This is a genomic window from Nonomuraea indica (assembly GCF_002850745.1).
GTDB lineage: Bacteria > Actinomycetota > Actinomycetes > Streptosporangiales > Streptosporangiaceae > Nonomuraea > Nonomuraea indica.
Window position 1 is genome coordinate 259,624 of the sequence record NZ_KZ559472.1, and the last position, 20,996, is coordinate 280,619.

26 protein-coding genes, 2 tRNA genes and 1 other RNA gene are annotated in these 20,996 nt (G+C 71.0%); 13 read left to right on the top strand and 16 right to left on the bottom strand.

The window, feature by feature from the left end; translation table 11 throughout:
- Window positions 1–387: 387 nt before the first annotated feature.
- Together soxR and CXR44_RS19915 are read right to left on the bottom strand one after the other, a co-directional pair.
- Window positions 388–873, bottom strand: a complete 486-nt coding sequence (gene soxR / locus CXR44_RS19910; protein WP_101787576.1) for a redox-sensitive transcriptional activator SoxR — start codon at window positions 871–873, stop codon at window positions 388–390.
- Window positions 870–1,322, bottom strand: a complete 453-nt coding sequence (locus CXR44_RS19915) for an Lrp/AsnC family transcriptional regulator (protein WP_101787720.1) — start codon at window positions 1,320–1,322, stop codon at window positions 870–872. Before CXR44_RS19915 ends, soxR begins: the two co-directional genes overlap by 4 nt.
- A gap of 65 nt (window positions 1,323–1,387) precedes the next feature.
- Between CXR44_RS19915 and CXR44_RS19920 the strand changes: the two genes are divergently transcribed.
- Window positions 1,388–2,293 carry an SMP-30/gluconolactonase/LRE family protein gene (locus CXR44_RS19920; RefSeq protein ID WP_101787577.1) on the top strand — a complete coding sequence of 302 codons (906 nt, stop codon included), beginning with the start codon at window positions 1,388–1,390 and terminating at the stop codon, window positions 2,291–2,293.
- Here the strand turns inward: CXR44_RS19920 and CXR44_RS19925 are convergent, their stop codons facing one another.
- Both CXR44_RS19925 and CXR44_RS19930 read right to left on the bottom strand, forming a co-directional pair.
- Window positions 2,294–3,028, bottom strand: a complete 735-nt coding sequence (locus CXR44_RS19925; RefSeq protein WP_101787578.1) for an ABC transporter permease — start codon at window positions 3,026–3,028, stop codon at window positions 2,294–2,296.
- Window positions 3,025–3,930, bottom strand: coding sequence for an ABC transporter ATP-binding protein (locus tag CXR44_RS19930; RefSeq protein ID WP_101787579.1), 906 nt, complete (start codon window positions 3,928–3,930; stop codon window positions 3,025–3,027). The genes CXR44_RS19925 and CXR44_RS19930 overlap by 4 nt, the downstream gene beginning before the upstream one ends.
- 110 nt (window positions 3,931–4,040) lie before the next feature.
- On the opposite strand from CXR44_RS19930, the gene CXR44_RS19935 reads away from it, so the two are divergent.
- The 3 genes from CXR44_RS19935 (at window position 4,041) to dnaN (ending at window position 7,283) form a co-directional block, all read left to right on the top strand.
- On the top strand, window positions 4,041–5,474 hold the full coding sequence (locus CXR44_RS19935) for a sensor histidine kinase (protein WP_101787580.1): 1,434 nt from the start codon (window positions 4,041–4,043) through the stop codon (window positions 5,472–5,474).
- Window positions 5,471–6,121: a response regulator transcription factor gene (locus tag CXR44_RS19940; protein ID WP_101787721.1), complete on the top strand. Its 651-nt coding sequence runs from the start codon at window positions 5,471–5,473 to the stop codon at window positions 6,119–6,121. The genes CXR44_RS19935 and CXR44_RS19940 overlap by 4 nt, the downstream gene beginning before the upstream one ends.
- 61 nt (window positions 6,122–6,182) lie before the next feature.
- A complete protein-coding gene (dnaN, locus tag CXR44_RS19945) occupies window positions 6,183–7,283 on the top strand; it encodes a DNA polymerase III subunit beta (RefSeq protein ID WP_101787581.1) in 1,101 nt (366 codons plus the stop codon).
- Between the two features lie 21 nt (window positions 7,284–7,304).
- Here the strand turns inward: dnaN and CXR44_RS19950 are convergent, their stop codons facing one another.
- Entirely contained in the window at window positions 7,305–7,763 is a 459-nt protein-coding gene (locus CXR44_RS19950) for a MarR family winged helix-turn-helix transcriptional regulator (protein ID WP_245899278.1), read from the bottom strand.
- 56 nt (window positions 7,764–7,819) lie between these two features.
- On the opposite strand from CXR44_RS19950, the gene CXR44_RS19955 reads away from it, so the two are divergent.
- Entirely contained in the window at window positions 7,820–8,125 is a 306-nt protein-coding gene (locus CXR44_RS19955) for an antibiotic biosynthesis monooxygenase (RefSeq protein ID WP_101787582.1), read from the top strand.
- Window positions 8,122–8,967: an SDR family oxidoreductase gene (locus CXR44_RS19960; RefSeq protein ID WP_101787583.1), complete on the top strand. Its 846-nt coding sequence runs from the start codon at window positions 8,122–8,124 to the stop codon at window positions 8,965–8,967. The genes CXR44_RS19955 and CXR44_RS19960 overlap by 4 nt, the downstream gene beginning before the upstream one ends.
- Before the next feature lie 264 nt (window positions 8,968–9,231).
- Here the strand turns inward: CXR44_RS19960 and CXR44_RS19965 are convergent, their stop codons facing one another.
- The 6 genes from CXR44_RS19965 to upp form a co-directional block, all read right to left on the bottom strand.
- Window positions 9,232–9,906, bottom strand: coding sequence for a FadR/GntR family transcriptional regulator (locus CXR44_RS19965; protein WP_101787584.1), 675 nt, complete (start codon window positions 9,904–9,906; stop codon window positions 9,232–9,234).
- 107 nt (window positions 9,907–10,013) lie between these two features.
- The gene (locus CXR44_RS19970; protein WP_101787585.1) at window positions 10,014–11,357 is read right to left on the bottom strand and encodes a helix-turn-helix domain-containing protein; all 1,344 of its coding nucleotides are present in this window, start codon (window positions 11,355–11,357) and stop codon (window positions 10,014–10,016) included.
- Window positions 11,358–11,453: 96 nt separating this feature from the next.
- Window positions 11,454–11,984, bottom strand: coding sequence for a PH domain-containing protein (locus tag CXR44_RS19975; RefSeq protein ID WP_101787586.1), 531 nt, complete (start codon window positions 11,982–11,984; stop codon window positions 11,454–11,456).
- A complete protein-coding gene (locus CXR44_RS39540) occupies window positions 11,981–12,139 on the bottom strand; it encodes a hypothetical protein (RefSeq protein ID WP_180903592.1) in 159 nt (52 codons plus the stop codon). Before CXR44_RS39540 ends, CXR44_RS19975 begins: the two co-directional genes overlap by 4 nt.
- A 97-nt stretch (window positions 12,140–12,236) precedes the next feature.
- The gene (locus CXR44_RS19980; RefSeq protein ID WP_101787587.1) at window positions 12,237–12,461 is read right to left on the bottom strand and encodes a hypothetical protein; all 225 of its coding nucleotides are present in this window, start codon (window positions 12,459–12,461) and stop codon (window positions 12,237–12,239) included.
- Between the two features lie 204 nt (window positions 12,462–12,665).
- Window positions 12,666–13,304: a uracil phosphoribosyltransferase gene (gene upp, locus CXR44_RS19985; protein ID WP_101787588.1), complete on the bottom strand. Its 639-nt coding sequence runs from the start codon at window positions 13,302–13,304 to the stop codon at window positions 12,666–12,668.
- 142 nt (window positions 13,305–13,446) lie between these two features.
- On the opposite strand from upp, the gene CXR44_RS19990 reads away from it, so the two are divergent.
- From CXR44_RS19990 to CXR44_RS20005, 4 genes are all read left to right on the top strand, one after another.
- Window positions 13,447–13,956: a tRNA adenosine deaminase-associated protein gene (locus CXR44_RS19990; RefSeq protein ID WP_101787589.1), complete on the top strand. Its 510-nt coding sequence runs from the start codon at window positions 13,447–13,449 to the stop codon at window positions 13,954–13,956.
- Window positions 13,957–13,975: 19 nt separating this feature from the next.
- Window positions 13,976–14,455, top strand: coding sequence for a tRNA adenosine deaminase-associated protein (locus CXR44_RS19995; RefSeq protein WP_101787590.1), 480 nt, complete (start codon window positions 13,976–13,978; stop codon window positions 14,453–14,455).
- Between the two features lie 14 nt (window positions 14,456–14,469).
- Window positions 14,470–14,907: a nucleoside deaminase gene (locus tag CXR44_RS20000; protein ID WP_101787723.1), complete on the top strand. Its 438-nt coding sequence runs from the start codon at window positions 14,470–14,472 to the stop codon at window positions 14,905–14,907.
- A 10-nt stretch (window positions 14,908–14,917) separates the two neighbouring features.
- Window positions 14,918–15,004 (top strand) — tRNA-Ser (locus CXR44_RS20005).
- 66 nt (window positions 15,005–15,070) lie between these two features.
- Here CXR44_RS20005 and CXR44_RS20010 read toward each other — a convergent pair.
- Window positions 15,071–15,367, bottom strand: a complete 297-nt coding sequence (locus tag CXR44_RS20010) for a type II toxin-antitoxin system VapB family antitoxin (RefSeq protein ID WP_101787591.1) — start codon at window positions 15,365–15,367, stop codon at window positions 15,071–15,073.
- Window positions 15,368–15,415: 48 nt separating this feature from the next.
- Complete coding sequence (gene ypfJ / locus CXR44_RS20015; protein WP_101787592.1) at window positions 15,416–16,261, bottom strand: KPN_02809 family neutral zinc metallopeptidase; 846 nt, start codon at window positions 16,259–16,261, stop codon at window positions 15,416–15,418.
- A 111-nt stretch (window positions 16,262–16,372) separates the two neighbouring features.
- On the opposite strand from ypfJ, the gene CXR44_RS20020 reads away from it, so the two are divergent.
- Window positions 16,373–17,014 (top strand): LysE family translocator, encoded by a 642-nt coding sequence (locus tag CXR44_RS20020; RefSeq protein WP_101787593.1) that lies wholly within the window; start codon window positions 16,373–16,375, stop codon window positions 17,012–17,014.
- On the opposite strand, the gene CXR44_RS20025 is transcribed toward CXR44_RS20020, so the two are convergent.
- Window positions 17,001–18,197, bottom strand: a complete 1,197-nt coding sequence (locus tag CXR44_RS20025) for an MFS transporter (protein WP_101787594.1) — start codon at window positions 18,195–18,197, stop codon at window positions 17,001–17,003. The two genes, CXR44_RS20020 and CXR44_RS20025, sit on opposite strands and share 14 nt — an antisense overlap.
- 77 nt (window positions 18,198–18,274) lie before the next feature.
- Window positions 18,275–18,871: a TetR/AcrR family transcriptional regulator gene (locus tag CXR44_RS20030; protein WP_101787595.1), complete on the bottom strand. Its 597-nt coding sequence runs from the start codon at window positions 18,869–18,871 to the stop codon at window positions 18,275–18,277.
- 202 nt (window positions 18,872–19,073) lie between these two features.
- Between CXR44_RS20030 and CXR44_RS20035 the strand changes: the two genes are divergently transcribed.
- Window positions 19,074–20,612, top strand: coding sequence for a serine hydrolase domain-containing protein (locus CXR44_RS20035; protein WP_245899279.1), 1,539 nt, complete (start codon window positions 19,074–19,076; stop codon window positions 20,610–20,612).
- A gap of 90 nt (window positions 20,613–20,702) precedes the next feature.
- Here the strand turns inward: CXR44_RS20035 and CXR44_RS20040 are convergent.
- Window positions 20,703–20,790 (bottom strand) — tRNA-Ser (locus CXR44_RS20040).
- Window positions 20,791–20,896: 106 nt separating this feature from the next.
- Between CXR44_RS20040 and ffs the strand changes: the two genes are divergently transcribed.
- An RNA gene (gene ffs / locus CXR44_RS20045) (signal recognition particle sRNA small type) lies at window positions 20,897–20,992 on the top strand.
- Window positions 20,993–20,996: the final 4 nt, after the last annotated feature.

Consider the following 20,996-nt stretch of genomic DNA (forward strand, 5'->3'; position numbering starts at 1 on the left):
CGATGTGCTGGTTCAGTGCGCGCCCCGGGAGTTCGACGGGGTGCAGGTGCGGACGACCAAGGACGGAGCCGGCGGACTGAGCGGGGGGTGGGCGCTCCATCAGCGGATGGCACGCCGACTGGCCCGGGCTGGGTGGCACGTCGAGGCTGACTCTCACCAGGTGCTCGCCCGGCTGGAGCGCGTGGTCCCTGACCCACCGTATCCGCCTCCTGCAGGCGGCGCTGCGGGGGCGGCTGGCGGACTTCACGACCACGGCCGCCGATGCCGTCGCTGACGCGGCGCAGTCCGTGGTTGCCCACGTGCTCTACGGCTGGTGGAGGCTCGTCAGCCGCTCGGCGCGCGCGTTCTGGCGCCTCACCGACGGGTTCACGATCGAGGCGATGCCCGCTAGGCGGGCCGGCAGGCCTGGGGCGGGCAGACGCGGGTGTCCATGCGGCGGGCGCCCGGCCCCTCCTCGCCGAGGCGGTCGCGGGGGTTGGCCAGGGCGCACCGGTCGAGCGACAGGCACCCGCAGCCGATGCAGTCGGTCAGGTCGTCGCGCAACCGCTGCAGCTGCTCGATGCGGTCGTCCAGCTCGGCGCGCCAGGTGGCCGACAGCCGCGCCCAGTCGCCCCGCGTCGGCGTGCGCTCCTCCGGCAGCGTCGACAGGGCGTCCTTGATGGTCTTCAACGGGATGCCGAGCCGCTGGGCGAGCCGGATGAACGCCACCCGGCGCAGCGTGTCGCGGGTGTAGCGCCGCTGGTTGCCGGCGGTGCGGCGGCTGCTGATGAGGCCCTTGGCCTCGTAGAAGTGGAGCGCCGACACGGCCACTCCGCTGCGCTCGGCGAGCTGCCCGACGGTCAGCTCCCGGGTGTTCCACGCGGCCCTGGTCATAACCTCGACTCTACTTGAGGATCACTCGGCCGCTCGAAGAACGTCTCCAGCACCACGACCGTCTGCGTGCTGGTGACCCCCTCCACCTCGAACACCTGCCGCAGCACCTCCTGGACCTGGCGGGTGCCCGCCGTACGGACCTTGAGCAGGAGCGAGGCCGGGCCGGCGATGACGTGCGCCTCCTCGACGGCCGGGATCGCGGCGAGCCTGTCGGCCGCGTCGCCCATCCACGTGCTGCCGTCGACCAGCACGTACGCCACCACGTCGCGGCCGATCGCCGCCGGGTCCACCTCGATCGTGGTGCGCCTGATCACCCCGCGCTCGCGCAGCTTGCGCACCCGCTCGTGCGCGGCTCCGCCGGACAGCCCCACCTCCTTGCCGAGCGAGGCGTACGACCGGGTCGCGTCCTCCTGGAGCAGGCCGATCAACTTCCTGTCAATCTCGTCCATCGCCATATCGTATCCGGCGTTTACTGTGCTTGACCAAACAGCATCCTGTGCTGTTGGCTGCAGGCATGATGGACACCATCCCGACACGTTTCGAGGTGCTGGACGAGCGCTTCGCCGGGGTCGCCGGCGACGACGTCGTCGAGCGGCTCCACTTCGGCACCCGCTGGGCCGAGGGCCCGGTCTACTTCCCGGCCGGCCGGTTCCTGGTGTGGAGCGACATCCCCAACGACCGGATGCTGCGCTGGGACGAGCTGACCGGCGCCGTGGGCCCCTTCCGGCAGCCCGCCGGCTACGTCAACGGCAACACCCTCGACGGCCAGGGCCGCCTCGTCTCCTGCGAGCAGGGCAACCGGCGGGTCACCCGCACCGAGCACGACGGCTCCGTCACCGTGATCGCCGACCGGTGGCGGGGCAGGCGGCTCAACAGCCCCAACGACGCCGTGGTGCGCTCCGACGGCTCCGTCTGGTTCACCGACCCGTCCTACGGCATCACCAGCGACTACGAGGGGGTCAGGGCCGAGCCGGAGATCGACGGCTGCCACGTCTACCGCGCCGACCCGGTGACCGGCCGGGTCGAGATCGTCGCCGACGACTTCGAGCGGCCCAACGGCCTGGCGTTCTCCCTGGACGAGAGCCGCCTGTACGTGGCCGACACGCGGCGCAGGCACCTGCGGGTCTTCGACGTGGACGCGGGCGGCAAGCTGTCGGGCGGGGCGGTGCTCGCCGAGACGGAGGGCGGCAAGCCCGACGGGCTGCGTCTCGACGACGCCGGCCGCATCTGGGCGGCGGTCGGCCAGGCGGTGCACTGCCACGCCCCCGACGGCACCCTGATCGGCAGGCTGCACCTGCCCGACCACGTCGCCAACCTGGTCTTCGGCGGGCCCAAGCGCAACCGGCTGTTCATCGCGGCCTCGACCTCGCTCTACTCGCTCATGCTGAACGTGACGGGCGCCCGCCCGGTCTGGGCCTGATCACTCCCAGCGGAAGAACCGCACCGCAAGGACGCTGCACACCACGAGCCCGGCCCCCATGACGACCAGGTTCGCCGGCTCCGGCCACTGCCCGGCCCAGGTGGCGCGCAGCGCCTGCGCGAACGGCCCGGCCACCGAGTAGTCGCTGACCACCCGCAGCGCGTCCGGCATGACCTCGCGCGGGACCCACATGCCGGCCACGAACATCAGCGGGAACATCACCGACGTCCCGATGAGTGGCGCCGCCTTCCCCGAAGGCGCCAGGGCCGCGATCAGCAGCCCCATGGCCAGCAGCGCGGCGGCCCCGAGCAGGAACACCAGGACGAACCCGACCGGCAGCCGCGGCAGCGCCGTGCCCAGCACCAGCCGGCCGGCCACCACCAGCAGGACGACCGCCCCGACCCCCAGCACCAGGTTGATCACGAGCTGCGCCGCCAGCATCCGGCCGGGGTGCATCGGCGTGGTGGACATCCGCCTGAGCACCCCCTGCTCGCGGTAGGTGGCGAGGACGGCCGGCAGCACGGTGAACGCCAGGGTCAGCAGCGCGAGCAGCGTCATCATCGACGGCAGCTGCGTGTCGATCAGGCGCTCGCCGCCGAAGGCCGGATCCGGCTCCGACATCTGCGGGATGCTGCCGATGACCAGCAGCAGCGCCACCGGCAGCACGACGCTGAACACCACGGTCCCCACGTCCCGCAGGTGCAGCTTGGCCTCGACGAGGAGGATCTTCTTCACGAGAGCTTCCTTCCGGTGAGCGCGAGGAACGCGTCGTCCAGCGTCGCCTGCTCGATGCGCAGGTCGGCCGGGACGATGTGGTGTCCGGCCAGCGCCAGGGTGACGGAGGCGGCGAGGTCGCCGGTGCCGGAGACGGTGACGTGGTCGCCGCTCCGGGAGACCTCCCGCACCTGCGGCAGCGCGAGGAGCAGGGCGTCGTCCACGGGAGCCGACGGCCTGAACCGCACCCGCTGCTCGGCGTCCACGCGGGCGACGAGCCCGGCCGGGGTGTCGACGGCCACGACGCGACCCCGGTCGATGAGCGCGATCCGGTCGCAGAGCCGTTCGGCCTCCTCCATGAAGTGCGTGACGAGCACGATCGTCACGCCGGAGTCACGCACCTGCTCGACCAGCTCCCACGTGTCGCGGCGGGCCTGCGGGTCGAGGCCGGTGGTCAGCTCGTCCAGCACCGCCACGCGCGGCCGGCCCACCAGGGCCAGCGCGACCGACAGCCGCTGCCGCTGCCCGCCGGACAGCTTGGCGAACGCGGTGTCCCGCTTTTCGGCCAGCCCGACCCGCTCCATCAGCTCCCTCCAGTCGGCCGGGTCGGGATAGAAGGAGGCGTACAGGTCGAGCGCCTCCCACACCTTGATCTTCTCGGGCAGCGCGGCGCTCTGGAGCTGCACGCCGAGCACCCGGTGCAGCGCCTTGCGCTCGTGCCGCGGGTCCAATCCGGCCACCTGGACGGTGCCGCCGTCGGGGACGCGCAACCCCGCGACGCACTCGACGGTGGTCGTCTTGCCGGCGCCGTTCGGGCCGAGGATTCCGAAGATCTCCCCCTCGGCGACCTCGAACGACACGTCGTCCACCGCCACGTGGCCGGGGTAGCGTTTGTGGAGGTTCCTGACTTCGATCACCTTCATGCCATCGACGGTAGGAACGATGCCTTCTCCGGGGAATGCGGCTGGATGTCGGGCAAGGGTGTATCTAGGTGCAATGTCCGGGGCAGCCCGGCTCCCGCAGACTGGGAGGCATGCTGAGAAGGTACGGCCGGGTCCTGACCCTGCTCGGGCTGAGCGTCGTGCAGCTGGCCGTGACGCTGGTGGCCGCGACCTGCCTGCTGCTGTCGTTCGCGCTGGGCATGGTCTTCCTCTATCCGCCGCAGGTGCGGCTGGTGCGCGGGCTCGCGCAGGACGTCCGGCGGCGGGTCGCCACCTGGACCGGGATCTCGATCGACCCGCCGTACCTGCCGGAGCCGCCGCCTCCGCAGCCGGGGCCCGACGGCATGTACCTGTCCGAGCGGACGCTCTACCGAACGCCGCGCATCCCCGCCTGGAACGCCAGGTGGAAGTGGATGATGACCGATCCGGCTTCTTGGCGCGACTCGCTGTGGCTGCTGCTCGACCCGCTGATCAAGATCTGCCTGCTGCCGCTGCTGCTCGTCCTCCCCGGCCGCGGCCTGCGCGTGTACGCCCTGTGGTGCGAGCTGTTGCTCTCCCCCACCACGACCAGCCGGCTGGCCCGGCAGCTCACCCGGCTCAACCGGGTGCGCAACCTCGCGGCCGACTCCCAGGCCGCCGAGATGCGCCGCATCGAGCGTGACCTGCACGACGGCACCCAGGCGAGGCTGGTGGCGATCGGCATGACCCTCGGCGCCGTCGAGGAGCTGATCGACCGCGACCCCGCCTCGGCCCGGGCGCTGCTCGCCAAGGCCAGGGAGGCGTCCGCCGACACCCTGACGGAGCTGCGCCGGGTCATCCGCGGCATCCACCCGCCCGTGCTCGCCGAGCGCGGGCTCGCCGACGCCGTGCGGGCGCTCGCCATGGACAGCCCGCTCGGGGTGAGCGTGGAGGTGGACCTGCCGCATCGCCCGGAACCCCCGGTGGAGGCCGCGGTCTACTTCGCGGTCAGCGAGCTGCTGGCCAACGCCGCCCGGCACGGCGACGCCCGCACCGCGACGATCGACATCCGTGGCGACGACGCCGACCTGCGGGTGAGCGTGACCGACGACGGGTTCGGCGGCGCCGACCCGAGCAGGGGCAGCGGCCTGACCGGCATCGAACGCCGGCTCGCCGCCTTCGACGGCTTGATGGCGATCACCAGCCCGCCCGGCGGGCCGACCTCCGTGACCATGGTGCTGCCGCGCGCGCTGCCGCAGCACTGGGCGGGAAACCTGCCCACGATGCCGCGCTGGAAGGCCGCCCTGGTCGCCCTCCTCTGGCTGACGGCCTGGTGCCCCCTCTTTCCGCAGGGCATCGTCGCCGCCATCTTCAAGATCATCGACTTCGGGCACCGGTCGTGGTTCCTGGCGTTGTACCTGCCCGGACCCTGGCAGTGGCCGGCCATCCTGTTCATGATCGTTCTAGGGGTGGCCATGTACGTCCTGGCGATCACGATCCCCGCCGCCCACGCCAGGGAACGCTGGATGGTCCAGACGGCGCCGCCCCGTCTATGGTTCCGCCCATGAGCCGCGTACTCATCGCCGAGGACCTCTACCTGCTCCGCGACGGTCTGGTGCACCTGCTGCAGGCCCACGGCTTCACCGTCGTGGCGGCCGTGGAGAGCGGGCCCGAGCTGCTCGACGGGCTGGTCGAGCTGCGTCCCGACGTGTCCATCGTGGACGTGCGGCTGCCGCCCACGTTCACCGACGAGGGACTGCAGGCGGCGCTCGCCGCCCGCCGGCAGGTGCCGGGCCTGCCCGTCCTCGTGCTGTCGCAGCACGTCGAGCAGCTCTACGCCCGCGAGCTGCTGGCCGACGGCTCCGGCGGCATCGGCTACCTGCTCAAGGACCGGGTGCTCAACGCCGAGCAGTTCGTCGACGCCGTACGCCGGGTGGCCGGGGGCGGCACGGCCATGGACCCCGAGGTGATCGCCAAGCTGCTGGCCAGCAACGCCCGCCACGAGCCGCTCGCCGCCCTGACGCCCCGCGAGCGCGAGGTGCTGGAGGCCATGGCCGAGGGCCGGTCCAACGCCGCGATCTCCCAGCGCCTCTACCTCAGCGAGAGCGCGGTGGCCAAGCACACCGCCGGCATCTTCGCCAAGCTCGGCCTCGCCCCCTCCGACGACGACAACCGGCGGGTGCTGGCCGTCCTCGCCTACCTCAACAGTCGCTGACCGGAATGTCGGTGTCACCGGATACCTTCGGAGGAGTCGGGCGAGAGGAAGGGCCGATCAGGTGAAGATCCGGGTCAACCGCGATGTACTGGCTGACGCCGTGGCGTGGGCCGCCAGGGTTCTGCCCAGCCGTCCTGTGACACCCGTGCTGTCCGGGTTGCTGATCGAGGCGGGTGACGAGCTGGCCGTGTCCGCGTTCGACTACGACGTCTCGGCGCAGGCCCGGATCGACGCCGACGTCGCCGAGGCGGGCCGCGTCCTCGTCCCCGGCCGGCTGCTCGCCGAGATCAGCCGCAGCCTGCCCGGCGAGCACGTGGAGATCGTCACCGAGGGCGCCGAGGCCGTGCTGACCTGCGGCACGGCCGAGTTCGGGCTGGTCACCATGCCTGTCGAGGACTTCCCGACCATGCCGACGATGCCGCCGGGCGTCGGCGCGGTCGGCGGCGGGGTGTTCGCCTCCGCCGTGGGCCAGGTCGCCCCGGCCGCGAGCCGTGACGACACGCTGCCCATGCTCACCGGCATCCGGGTGGACATCGAGGGTGAGACGGTCACGATGGCCGCCACCGACCGCTACCGGATCGCCGCGCGCGAGTTCGCCTGGCGGCCCACCACGCCCGACGTCGCCGTCTCGGCCATGGTGCCCGCCCGGGTGCTGGTCGAGGTGGCCAAGTCGCTGCGCGGCGGCGAGGTGCTGGTCGCGATGGGCGACGGGGTGGCGGGGTTCGAGAGCGTCGGCCGCAGCACCACCGTGCGGCTGCTCGACGAGCAGTTCATCGACTACCGCACCCGGCTGACCGCCGACTGGTCCATCAGGGCCGACGTGCGGGTCGGGCCGTTCGTCGACGCGATCAGGCGGGTGGCGCTGGTGGCCGAGCGCAACACCGCGATCCGGCTGTCGTTCACGCAGGGCCAGGTGCTGATCCAGGCGGGCGGCGGCGACGTCGGCCGCGGGTCGGAGGTGGTCGAGTGCGAGCTGCGCGGTGACGACATCCAGATCGCCTTCCAGTCCCACTTCCTGCTCGACGGCCTCACCGGCATCGAGAGCGAGCTGGCCCGCATCAACATGGAGTCGTCCACCCGGCCGGCCCTGATCCAGGACGTGCCGGGCGACGCCGAGCCCGCCTTCCGCTACCTCGTCATGTCCCTGCGCCAGGGCAGCTGACGGGCCGGCCGTCCCCGGCGGTCAGCCGAGGTCCGAGCGGTGCCCGGCCACGAGCCTGAAGACCCGCTTGAACTCCGCGTACGCCTCCTCACCCACCGCCTCGGCGTGCCGCGCCTCGATCGCGGCCACGGCCGCGTCCGCCTTGACCATCTGGTCGAGCCCCTTGGCGGTCGGCATGATGAGCTTGGCGCGCCGGTCGGCCGGGTCCGGCCGGCGCTCCACGTAGCCCAGCGCGACCAGCTCGTCCACGAGGGTGCCGATGACCTGCTTGTGCTGGCCCGACTGGGCGGCCAGATCGGTGGCCCGGCTGCCTTCCTCGTCCAGGTAGGCCAGCACCGCGCCGTGCCGTGGCCTGAGGTCCGGATGCCCCTGCTCGGCCACGGTGGCGAACAGCTCCCGTTGCAGCCCGAACAACGTGCGGCCGGTCAGGACACCCAGATCGGGGTCCCGCAGCTTGCGCTCGCTCCTGCGCACGGTCACGCCTCCAATTAGTCACTAATCTTGATTGTCACTGATTCTTACTATATCGTCTGGGCATGACCACAACAGTGGAACTCACCCGGTTCCGCGTGCGCCCCGAGCATGCCGACCGGCTGCCGGCCGCCCGTTCCGGCATGCTCGCGGACTTCCGTGCCGACCGCTCCGGCTTCCTCGGGGCACGCCTGGTGCGCCTGCCCGGCGACGAGTGGCTCGACATCGTGGAATGGCGCTCGCCCGGCGACTTCGCCGCCTCCCGCGCCAAGGGCGCGAACCTGCCCGGCATCCGGGCCTTCTTCGACCTGATCGACGAACTGGTGTCCGCGGAAGAGGGCACCACGGACGAGAGCGAGAACCCGGCATGACCATCCTCGTCACCGGAGCGAACGGCACCGTCTCCGGCGCTGTCCTGCGGTCGCTGCCCACCAAGGACGACGTCCGCGTGCTGGTACGCGACCCCGGCAAGGCGCCGCCCGGATACGAGGTGGCCGTCGGCGACCTCGACGACCCGGCGACGCTCGGCGAGGCGTTCGCCGGCGTGGACACGCTCTGGCTGCTCACCGCCATGGGCCCGCAAGCGCCGCATGCCAGCATGAACGCCGTCTGGGCGGCCCGCGAAGCCGGCGTGCGGCACGTCGTCCGCCTGTCGGCCATCGGCGCGGCACACGACGCCCCCACACGCAACGGCCGGCTGCACGCCCTCTCCGACGCGGAGCTCCAGGCTTCCGGCCTGAACTGGACGATCATCCGCCCGGCGTTCTTCATGCAGAACCTCTTCGGCGCGCTGAACGGCAGCATCCTGTACGGCGCCACCGGACACGGCAGGCTCGGCCTCATCGACGTCAGGGACATCGGCGACTTCGCCGCCGAGCTCCTCACCAACCCCCGACCGCACACAGGCAAGGTCTACACCCTCACGGGCCCGGCCAGCATCTCCCTGGACGAGGCCGCCGCGGACCTGGAGGCGGTCTACGGCCGGCCGGTCACCTACCAGCCGCTGTCGCCTGACCAGGTCCACGCCGCCATGCTGGACGCCGGTGCCCCGGAGTGGATCGCCGCGGTCAGCGTCGAGTACGCCGTCGCCTACGCGCGTGGCTGGGGCGACTACACCACCCCCGACTTCGCCGCGGTCACGGGCCGCGCCCCGCGTTCGTTCCTCGACTTCGCCCGCGCCCACGCCGAGCACCTCGCCACCACCCCGTCCTGACCCGCCACCGCGCTCGGCGACCACGAACCGGACGCGACTGACCGGCGCCCCGGATGCCCTCGAATGCATGGGACCGTGAAGGGAGGGGCGGCTGCCGGATGCGGGGCCGTAGGGGGCGGTGATGGGGGAGGCCGGGGGCCGGCTGGACGCCGTTACGGCGGCCGGCCACCAGCCGGTCAGCGGGCGTCTTCCTGGAGGTCCGCAACCCCGTGCGGAGGGTGGCGGCCCAGCCGGCTGTGCCGTAAAGGAAGAAACAGACGCCCGCTACGCCTCGGTGAGGGCGATGAGGATGTGCTCCATGCACGCGTGGCTGGCGCGCTCGGCGGCGCTGGCGTCGCCGGCGGCGATGGCGCGGGCGATAGCGTCGTGCGGGATGTAGCTCTTGTTCAGCGACGTGCCGGCGGCCGTGATGCTGGCCCGGAGCGCGGCCGAGAAGTCCTCGAACAGGTCGATGAGCACGAGATTGTGCGTGGCGTGCGCGACGGCCATGTGGAAGGCGAGGTCGGCCTCGACGAAGTAGTCGGGGTCGTCGAGCTCCCAGGCCCGGTCACGCTCGGCGAGGGCGGCCTCGATGCGCTTGATGTCGTCGTCGGTGCGCCGGGCGGCGGCCAGGCGGGCCGACTCGACCTCCAGCGCGCGCCGCACCTCGAGGATCTCGAGCTGCTCCGCCTGCTTGAGCCGGCGGAGCATGGCCCCCGAAAGCTCGCTGGTGGCGCGGACGTAGGTGCCGTCACCCTGGCGGCACTCCAGCAGCCCGGCGTGCGTCAGCGCGCGCACGGCCTCGCGAACGGTGTTGCGGCCGACCCCGAGCTGCTCCGCGAGCACGGTCTCGGTCGGAATCTTGCCGTTCATCTGCCACGACCCTGAAGTGATCTGCTCCTTGAGCTGGTCGATCACCTGGTCCACGAGCGAAGCCCGCTGCGCCGTACGCAGACTCACAGTCCGCCTCCTCCGGGGAAACCAATCATCCTATGAGTCAATGACTGGTAGACCCTAATTATTCCAGACCGTTCAGCACAAATCTGGAACTTCCCCGGAGTCCTTCGTCAGCGGGAAACCGAGGCGTCCACCGTCAGGCCTGCCAGCGCGGAGCGCACTCCCGCCGCTTCCAGGGCCTTACGATACGCGCCGGTCTGGTGCGCCTGGTCACCGACCCGGCCGTAGAGGTCGCCCAGCTCGCGCCAGCAACGGGCCGCCTGCCTGTCGGCGCCGAACACCGGCCTGTCGAGCGTCTCCAGCAGCCCGCGGGCGGTGCCGAGATGCCGGCCGGCCTCGCCCCCGAGATCGAGCGCGACGGTCGCGAGGACCAGGTGGGCCTCCGCCGGAACCGTGCGCGGCGTGGCGTGCGCCAGGCTGAGCGCCGCCGTCGCCAGCTCGGCCGCCCGTGCCGGATCGGCCGCGCGGAGCCTGACGCGCGCGTGCGCGATGAGCGCCGCGCCGTGCTCGCCCGCGACGTCTGGCGTCGCGGCGAACGCCCTGACCGCCTCCCCCGCCAGGTGCTCGGCCTCGTCGAGCGGCGTGCCGGCCAGCATGGCCCAGTGCATGGCGATCCGGGCGAGCTGCAGTGCCAGCCTGGCGGACCGTCCCGCGGTGATGGCGTCGTCGGCCAGTCGTACGGCCAGCGCCGAGTCGTCGCCGGCCGCGGCGGCGGAGCTCGCCTGCCACAGGGTCCGGATCTCGGCGGAACGGTCCATAATCACCGGCACGCCGTTGGTGTCCAGCACCCGCTTGACGAACGCCGGGGCGGCGGTGCCCTCCTCCAGCTCGCCGCGGGCCTCGACGATCGCGGCGGCCAGGTCGATGGCGATCTCACCCTGTGTGATCGCCAGCTTGAGCGCCTGCTCCAGCGCGTGGGCGGCCAGGTCGCGGGCGCGCAGCCGGTCGCCGGCCCGCTGGTAGCAGCGGCTCAGCGCGACGGTCAGCGGCAGGTCGGCCAGCCGCTCGGGGTGCGCGGACGCCTCCCGGCGCAGCCGCTCGAACGCCTCGACCGCCTGGCCCAGCCGGCCCTGCGCCTCCAGGGCGCGGGCCCGGCCGAAGCGGGCGTGCGCCGTGAGCATGGCGTTCTCCTCGTCGGCGGCCTTCACGATCTCCGTGAAGCGCTCGGCGGCCACGGCCGGATCGCCGTGCTGAAGCTCCAGCTCGGCATGGCGCAGCCCGAGCTCGGTGTCGATGCGCTGCCGAGGCTCGATCCCGTGCAGGAGGAACTCGGTGGTGCACCCCAGGCGCTCGGCCAGGAGGCGGGCCACGACCGGAGTCGGGGTGCGCTTGCCCGACTCGATGAGTGAGACATAACTGTCAGACAGGTCGGGCCCGGCCAGTTGGGCCTGGGACATCCGCCTGTTCAGCCGCAGTCCGCGGACGCGGTCACCGATGGTTCCCTGACTCGGCATCTCATCTCTCAAGGCGGGGAAGGGTCAACAACACGCAATGATTGCATGAAGTAGCCGAATCTGGTATCCCCACGTGAAGAATTCGGCACGCGGAGATTAATCGTCGCCGCTGTCCTGGCTGGGGAAAAGCATCTGGCAGACCTCGAGGTAGAGGGTCTCGGGATACGGAATGTAGTCGACGTTGGACAGCGCCTGGTCTTGACCGGCCGATTCGAGGATGAACTCACCGTAGCCGAGCATGCGCCCGAGGAGAGATCGTTTGAAGCTCATGTCGGTGACCTTGGCCAGGGGCATCATCGCGACCTTGCGCGTGATCAGACCCGTGGTCAGCAACATGCGTTTCGAGGTCACCACAAAGTAGTCGACCGACCACTCCGCGACTTTCCATACAAAACGGATCAACAGCACCAGCCAGAGCCACCAGACGACCACGAGGGCCGTGCCGCCTCCGTTGTCGCCGAGGAACTTGCTGAGCAGTCCGGCGAGGATCAGGCCGCCGAAGACCTCGGCGACGGGACGGAGCAGCACGGCCGGGTGGCGCCGCACCATGATGACCTGTTGTTCGTCGGGGAGTAGGTAACGGTTGACCGACGACGGGGCGGAGTCCCCGTGGGTCACAAGTCTCATGCGAGGTTGTTCACGAACTGGGCCAGGGAGTCGGCCGCGTTGATCACGCTGTCGAAGGCCCCCTTGACCGCGGTGGCGGCGTCGGATGGTCGCGCCAGCAGGTAGTAGGCGGCGAATGCGATGCCGCCGTATGAGAGGACTTTTTTGACCTGCACTGTCTGCCTCCGAGATGTTACCTACTACACCCGCCGTCTACATTACCCACCCGGCGGCCCGGGTAAAGGTGTCTTCACGGCTTGGTCATGATCTTGCTTAACCGCGTTCGCTGGCGACCAGCGCCAGGACGTGAAGGTGCTTGCGCGCGATCCGCTCGACGAGACTGGGGTGGGCGTAGCCCGTGACCTCCAGCGCGCCGAAGTGCGCGGCCTCGACGCATCGCGTTACGGTGGTCGCTGAGTGGACGCCGGCGAACTCGTCGCGCAGCGCGGCCTCGACGTCCGCGTACGGACTCGGATCCGCCTCGGTGTGCTCGCTCACGAGAACACCCCGGTGATCGGAAAATCGCTCATCGCGCCCCCTCGCGCCCATGCGGAAGCTGCCTTCCTCTCTCTACGTACCCACACGACAACAGTATGTAACGAAGAGACCACTCCGTGTGACGGAAGGGGGATTTTCTCGGCCCGCCTTCGGGCGGGGCCGCGTCAGGAGCGCCTGTCGGGGCGCTTCAGCCGGAGGATCGGCTCAGACGACGCCGTAGAGCCTGTCGCCCGCGTCGCCCAGGCCGGGAACGATGTAGCCGTTCTCGTTCAGCCGCTCGTCCAGCGCCGCGGTCACCACGCGGATCGGCTTGCCCGACCCGGCGAACACCTCGTCCATGTGCGCCAGCCCCTCCGGGGCCGCGAGCAGGCAGATGGCCGTCACGTCCTGGGCGCCCCTGTCGAAGAGGAACTGTACGGCCGCGGCCAGCGTGCCGCCGGTGGCGAGCATGGGGTCCACCACGAAGCACTGCCGCCCGGACAGGTCCTCCGGCAGCCGGGTCGCGTACGTCTCCGCCTGCAGCGTGGACTCGTTGCGGATCATGCCGAGGAAGCCCACCTCCGCCGTGGGCAGCAGCCGGGTCATGCCGTCGAGCATGCCGAGACCCGCCCGCAGGATCGGCACCACCAGCGGGTACGGCCGCGCCATCCGGACGCCGTGCGCCTCGGCGACCGGCGTGCTGACGGTCACGTCGGTGGTGCGGACGTCGCGGGTCGCCTCGTAGGCCAGCAGCGTCACCAGCTCGTCGGCGAGCCTGCGGAAGGTGGGGGAGTCGGTCCGCACATCGCGCAGCGTGGTGAGCTTGTGGGCCACGAGCGGATGGTCGACGACGAGGGTTTCCATAAGGGACAACGCTATCTTGTGGGGGACGTACCGCCACGATGCGGCTCCGGTTTTGATCACAATTTGGTCGGAGCGGCACACGGCGGCGGGTCGCGTCTGGAACGATTGGAACTCGGAGAGGCCACGTCAGGTGGGGTGTGCGATGACAGACGAAGACGTGTTCGACTTCGCCGTCGTGGTCTATCGGGAGGACGAGTGCTGGGACGCGGAGATGCTCCCGATGGCGCTGACGTCCGACCTGCACGGTCTGATCAAGGCGCTCCGCCAGCAGCCGAGTGAGAGCGGCACCATCGGGCTCGTCGCCGTGGGCGACGAGTTCTTCGTGGCGCTGCGGGTCCTCGGCGAGCGGGTCGACGTCTTCCTGTCCGACATCGCGGCGTCCTGGGACTTCCCGCTGGCGAGGCAGGTCCTCGAATACCTCGACGTGCCGGTGCCCGACGAGGAGGAGATGGAGGAGATCCTCCAGGACGAGGAGCTGGCGCTGCCCGCGGGTGACCTGTCCATCTTCGCCGACCTGGGGCTCGACGAGATGGAGCTGGGCATCCTGTCCGGCGACATCGACCTGCTGCCCGAGGACGTGCTGTCCAGCATCGCCGCGCGGCTCGGCTTCTCCGAGCCGTTCGAGCGTGCCCTCGAATCGGCCTTCGGCTGACCCCTCTGGAGCAAGACACATGGCGGCCAACACCTTTTCCGCGGCATTCGTCAAGACCACCGACGGCTGGAGCGGTGCCGAGGTCGACCTGGGCGAGGCCGAGATCGTCGACGACCTCGGTGACGCCGTCACCGAGGCGCTCGGCCTGTCGGGCGACGAGATGGCGCTGCTCTGCGTCGAGGTGGAGGACGAATGGTTCGCCATCGTGCGCTACTTCGGCGAGGACGAGCCGCGGGTGTTCCTCTCCGACGCCCACGCCATCGCGCCCGACAGCCTCGGTGAGCTGTTCGCCGAGTTCGCGGGCGTGGTGCCCGACAAGGAGCGCACCAACACGCTCGGCGTACGGCCGGCGGGCGACTTCGAACTGCTCAGCGACCTGGGCATCAGCTCCGAGGAGCTGCTGGAGCTCAGCATGGAGGAGGGCGTGCTCCCGGCCGACGTGCTCTCGGTGATCGCCGAGCGGCTGTCGTTCGGCGACGAGCTCGACCGGTTGCGGTGACCCACGCCGAGGCGATGCGCCTGGCCCTGGCCGAGGCCGTCGCCGCGGGGGCCCGCGGCGAGGTTCCCGTCGGCGCGGTGGTGCTCGACCCGCTCGGCGAGGTGCTGGCGGCCGCGGGCAACAACCGCGAGGCCGGAGCCGACCCGACCGCGCACGCCGAGGTGCTGGCGCTCAGGGCGGCGGCCAGGGTGCGCGGGACGTGGCGGCTCGACGGCTGCACGCTCGTGGTCACCCTGGAGCCCTGCACGATGTGCGCGGGCGCGGCCGTGCTCGCCCGGGTGGCGCGGGTCGTGTACGGCGCGGTGGACGAGAAGGGCGGCGCCGTGGGCTCGCTGTGGGACGTCGTCAGGGACCGCCGGCTCAACCACCGCCCCGAGGTCCTCATGGGCGTGATGGCCGGAGAATGCTCGGCGGTGCTCAAGGAGTTCTTCGCCACTCGGCGGATCCGGTAAGCTCGTCGGCGGTGGTGTCGCCTAGTGGCCGAGGGCGCACGCCTCGAAAGCGTGTGATGGGGCAACTCATCCGTGGGTTCAAATCCCACCACCACCGCCCGCCGAAAGGGCCTGCGATCCGGTTGGATCGCAGGCCCTTTCGCATGTTCGGGGGAGGCCTTGCTCAGGCGGGCAGCTCCAGCACGCGGGCGTGCAGGATGGATCGCTGGTGGAGCGCGGCGCGCAGCGCCCGGTGCAGGCCGTCCTCGAGGTACATCTCGCCCTGCCACTGCACCACGTGCGGAAAGAGATCTCCGTAGAACGTGGAGTCGGCTGCGAGCAGGGAGTGCAGGTCCAGCATCGCCTTCGTGGTGATCAACGAGTCGAGCCGGACCTGCCGCGGCGGTATCCGGGCCCAGTCTCGATTGGTCAGACCATGGTCGGGATAGGGGCGTCCGTCGCCGACGAGCTTGAAGATCACCCCATTGATTTTAGGAGAGAAACGGCCTGCTTGTACTGTTCGCTGGAGTTAACCCAGCTCAGCGGTGTCGCAGCGGGCGGGCTGACCGGTCGTGTAGCCCTGCTTGAAGGCGTCGACGCGCTGCCGCGACGAGCCGTGGGTGAACGACTCGGGATCGACGCGGCCCCGCGTGCGCTGCTGGATGCGGTCGTCGCCGACCGCCGCCGCCGCGTCCACGGCCTGGGCGATGTCGGTGTCGGTGAACGGCTTGTCGTAGAAGCCGGTGTCCACGGCGTTCTTGGCCCACACGCCCGCGTAGCAGTCGGCCTGCAGCTCCGTCCCCACCGAGCCGCCGCGTTCGAGGGCGCCGACGAGGTTCTGCACGTGGTGGCCGTACTCGTGGGCGATCACGTACGCCTGGGCGAACGGGCCGCCCTGGGCGCCGAATCGGCTGTGGAGGTCGTCGAAGAAGCTGAGGTCCAGGTAGACGCGCTGGTCGGCGGGGCAGTAGAAGGGGCCGACCGAGGAGTCGGCCGCACCACAGGCGGTGCGCACGCCGCCGCTGTAGAGGACGGTCTTGGCCGGCCGGTAACCGGAGAGCGAGCCCTTCCAGTAGTCCTGGATGCTGTTGACCACGCCCACGACCCGGCACTTCTCCGACTGGTCGGCGTCCTTGCCGGTCCGGCACTGCTGGGCGAGGTTGGAGGTGGGCTGCTGCCGCACCGGCTGCTCTCCGCCGCTGCCGCCGTCGCCCAGGCCGTTCAGCAGGAGGACGACGACCGTGACGATCAGGCCGACGATGCCCCCGCCACCGATGACCATGCCGCCGGGGAACCTGCCGCCGCCACCGCCGCCGCTCCCGCCGGCGTCCTCCACCTGGGAGGCGTCGAGGTTGGCGTTGTCTCTGAAATCCATCGCCGAAGTCCCTTCTCCGAAGAGCCGCAGGACTGCTTCCCCGGGAAGGCGTGGAGATGCCAACGATCAGGCGCCCGCCGTCGGCGATGACGTGTCAGATAATCTTGCGAAATGACCGCAGGATTGATCGGGATCGCCCTCGTGTCGCTGGGCATGGTCCTCACCCCTGGCCCGAACATGATCTATCTGGTGTCCCGGTCGATCACCCAGGGCCGCCGCGCCGGCCTCGTCTCGCTCACGGGCGTGGCCCTGGGCTTCGCGATCTATCTGACCGCGACCTGCCTGGGCCTGACCGCGATCTTCGCGTACGTGCCCGCCGCGTACACGGCCCTGAAGCTGGCCGGGGCCGCCTACCTGCTGTGGCTCGCCTGGACCGCCGTGCGCCCCGGCGGCACGTCGGCCTTCGAGACGCGGGAGCTGCCGGCCGAGCCGCCGCGCAGGCTGTTCGCGATGGGGCTGTTCACCTGCCTGCTGAACCCCAAGATCGCCATCCTCTACCTCTCGCTGCTGCCGCAGTTCATCGACCCGGCCCTGGGCCACGTGCTGCTGCAGAGCCTGGCTCTCGGCTCGGTGCAGATCGTCATCGGCACCGTGGTGAACGGTCTCATCGCGGTCTCCGCCGGGGCACTGGCGGCGTTCCTGGCCCGCCGCCCGCTGTGGCTGCGGGTGCAGCGCTACTTCATGGGCACCGTCCTGGCCGGCATCGCCGTCCACCTCGCCACGGACCGGTCCAGGGCTCTCACGACGGCCTGACGGCCGGGTCGGGATCCCGTACGTCCGAGATCGCCGGGCCGGCGGCCGGGCGGCGGACGAGCTCGGGGACCAGGGTGAGCAGGCCGAGCGCGGCGAGCCCGCCGCCGAGCCAGAGCGGGGCGCGCAGCCCGGCGGTGTCGATGGCGAGCCCGCCGGCCGACGAGCCGATGATGACGCCGAGCGTGATGAACGACGAGTGCACGGTATTGACCAGCGGCCCGGCGTTGCCGGCGCGCTGGACCCGGGTGACCATGGCCGGGTTCATGGTGACGCCCACCAGGCCGACGCCGAGCATGAGGAGCACCGCCGGCACGCGCACATGGGCCAGCAGGGCGAAGCCGGTGAGGAAGACGGCGTTCAAGGCCAGGCCGCACGCCAGGACGCCGATGGTGTGCCGGTCCGCGAGCCGGCCGACGACGAGGTTGCCGGCCACGGTGGCGGCGCCGTACGCGACCAGCAGGAGCGGGACCGTCTCGGCGCCGAACCCGGTGAGGCGCGTCAGGATCGGGTTGAGGTAGCTGAAGGCGGAGAAGGTCGCTCCGATGATGAGCGTGCTGGTGGACAGCGCCAGCCACAGGCCCGGCCTGCGGAAGACGCCCAGGTGCGCGCGCAGGCCCCCGCCGTCGTCCGCCGAGCGCTCCAGCCGGGGCACGCCCCTGACCGTGGAGAGGGCGGCGAGAACGGTCAGCGCGCTGACGGCCCAGAACGCCGCCCGCCAGCCGAGCCGTTCGCCGACGAAGGTGGACAGCGGCAGCCCGAGCAGAGTGCCCACCATCAGCCCGTTCATGACCATGGCGATGGCCCGGCCGCGCACCTCGGGAGCCGTCAGGCGGACCGTGAGCGAGACGGCGACGCCGAAGAACGCCTGCGCGGCGACGCCGGTGACCACGCGGGCGACCAGCATCACGCCGTACGTGGGGGCGGTGGCCGCCAGCACGTTGCCCACGAGGAAGATCGCGAACAGCGTCATGAGGGCGGTCCTGGGACGCAGTCTCAGCAACGCGACCGTCATGAACGGCCCGCCGGCGGCCATGGCGACCGCGAAGGCGCTGATCAGGTAGCCGATCTGGGGGATCGTGGCATCGAGGCCAGCGGCGAGTTGGGGCATCAACCCGGCCACGGCGAACTCGCTGGTGACCATGGCGAAGATGCCGAGGGCCAGGACGTAGACGGCACGGGGCATGGAGGCGCTCCTCTCAGTTCTGGATCAATCGGTGCAAAATGGAGGCGCATGAAGGCGGCTCCCCCGGATCGGAGGGGTCAGCGGATCAGGGTGTCCAGGGCGGTGGCGGCGATGGCCTCCAGATCGGCGCGGCCTGCGCCGCCCTTGGCCGACACCCGGATGCCGGCGATCACGGCGTTGAGGTAGCGGGCGAGGGTGGCGGGGTCGCGGCCGGAGACGATGTCGCCGGCCCGGAGCCCCTCCTCGATCACCGCCTGGAGCGCGTCGAGCCGCCTGCGCAGGTCGCGATCCAGCAGCCGGGAGATCTCCTCGTCGTGCCCGGCGAGCTCCACGGTGGTGTTGACGCTCAGGCACCCGATGCTGGGGCCGTCACCCCGGCAGCGGAACTCGTCGTCGATGATCCGGGCGAGGAGCGCGCGGACGCGCTCGCCGGCCGGCCGTCCGACGTCGCCGAGGATCTCGGCCTGCGTGGCGGTCATGGCGTCGAGATAGCGGGCCAGCGCGCGCTTGAACAGCTCGTGTTTGCTGGTGAAGGCGTTGTAGACGCTGCTGCGGTCGAGGCCGGTGGCCTCGCACAGGTCGCGGGTGGACGTGCCTTCGTACCCGCCCGCCCAGAACGCGCGCATCGCCGCGTCCAGCACCCGCTCCTCGTCGAACGCCCGGGGTCTTCCCATGCGAGCAACGCTAACGGTTCTACACCAAACGATGCAAAATCTCGGCGTCGTGTCAGCGGCCGCGTCAGGGCGGAGACAGAGCGCTATCAGGGCGGCCGGCGATGGTGGACGCCATCGAGACACCTCGGGCGCCGGCAGGACCGCATCCCCCTTCGGCCCCGTTCAGTTGACCTTCTTAACAGATGTGAAGGAGCACGTGGACATGTCCGTCACCCTTGCCGACCAGGACAAGATCACCCTGTGGACCGCCGCGTGGGGCGCCGTGTCGCTGATGTCCGCCGCCGGGGCCGCCGGCTCCGCCCACAAGGCCGGCACCGAGGGCTCCACCGCTCTGACGTCCGCGACCGGCCTGGTCGGGCACGTGCTCGCCAGGAAGCCCAAGGGCGCGAAGCTGGAGGGCAAGTCCGTCGCCGCGCTCGCCGACCAGGTGCTGCCCGCCCTGACCGCGGCCATGAGCCTGCTGAGGCAGCAGGACCCGGCCGAAGCCGACAACTTCCGGCGCACCGTCCTCGTCGCCGTCCACGCGGCCACCCGGCCCCAGGAGGGCGAGCCCAGCCCCACCGTGGCCGAGATGGCCCGCAAGATCACTGAGACCCTCGACGTCGCTTCGGCCGCGCCCGGGACGGGCGAAGCGGACAACGGCGTGGCCGTGCCGGAGGCCGCTGCCGGGCAGGATCGCCCGGAGCTGCAGAAGATCATGCAGGAGATGGTCGATTCCGGTTTCGTCGGGGTGACGCTGCGCGTGCGCGACGAGCGGGGCGAGTGGGTCGGCAGCGCCGGCGTGGGTGAGCTCGGCGGGACCGAAGAGCCCCCGACGGACGGGCATTTCCGGATCGGCAGCAACACCAAGACCTTCACCGCGACCGTGGTGCTGCAACTGGTGGCCGAGGGCAGGATCGAGCTGGACACCCCGGTGGCCGGCTACCTGCCCGAGTTCGGGCTGGACCGGCGGATCACGGTGCGGATGCTGCTGCAACACACCAGCGGGGTGTTCAACTTCACCGGCGACCACTATCCCGAGTACGTGCCGGGGATCGTCTACCAGGGCCGGGAGTGGGTGGAGGGCCGGTTCACGACGTACCGGCCCGAAGAGCTGGTACGGCTGGCACTGTCCAAGCCGGCGCGGTTCGAGCCGGGCGCCGACTGGAGCTACTCCAACACCAACTACGTGCTGGCCCGGCTGGTGGTGGAGAGGGTCACCGGCCGCTCGCTGGGCGAGGAGATGCGGCGCCTGATCCTGGGGCCGCTCGGCCTGTCGGGCACGGTGGTGCCGGACACCTCGACGGACGTCCCCGCCCCGCACCCGCACGCCTACTACCGGTACGAGGAGGACGGCCAGGAGAAGGTGGCCGACGTCACCCGGCAGAACCCGTCCTGGATCTCGACCGGCGGCGACATGATCTCGACCACCGCCGACCTGGCCACGTTCATCGCCGCGCTGGTGGGCGGGAGGCTGCTGCCGGCCGGGCTGCTGGCCGAGATGTTCACGCCGGAGCCGAAGGCCGGCTACGGCCTGGGGGTGTTCGTGCAGGACACGCCGGGCGGCGGCAAGGTCATCACCCACAACGGCGGCATCACGGGCCACGCGGGGCTGATGTACAGCACGCCCGACGGCGGCAGGACACTCACCGCCTCGCTGAACTACGTCGACGACGCCGACCTGTCCATGGGCCAGGCGTTCCAGAAGGCGACGCAGCGGCTCGTCCAGGAGGTGTTCGGCGGCGGGCAGGCCGCGAACTGACGGGGGGCGAGCCGACTCCGGCCGGCTCGGGCGACGGGCCGGAGAAAGCCGGAAGGGGTGTGCCGTGATCATGGCACACCCCTTCGGAGCTGGCGGAGGATAGGGGATTTGAACCCCTGATAGGTTGCCCTATACACGCTTTCCAAGCGTGCGCCCTCGGCCACTAGGCGAATCCTCCGCCGACGAGCTTACCGGACTCGCAAGGGTGTACGGACCACGATGCGGGCCGTGCTTTTCGCCGGGCGACAGGGGAGCGAGCACTGCCGGATCCGGCTAGACTGTCCACGGACCCCTCGCGCGGCGTCATCCTGTGAACCTCCCCAGGGCCGGAAGGCAGCAAGGATAAGCGGGCTCTGGCGGGTGTGCGAGGGGTCTCTTCGTTGT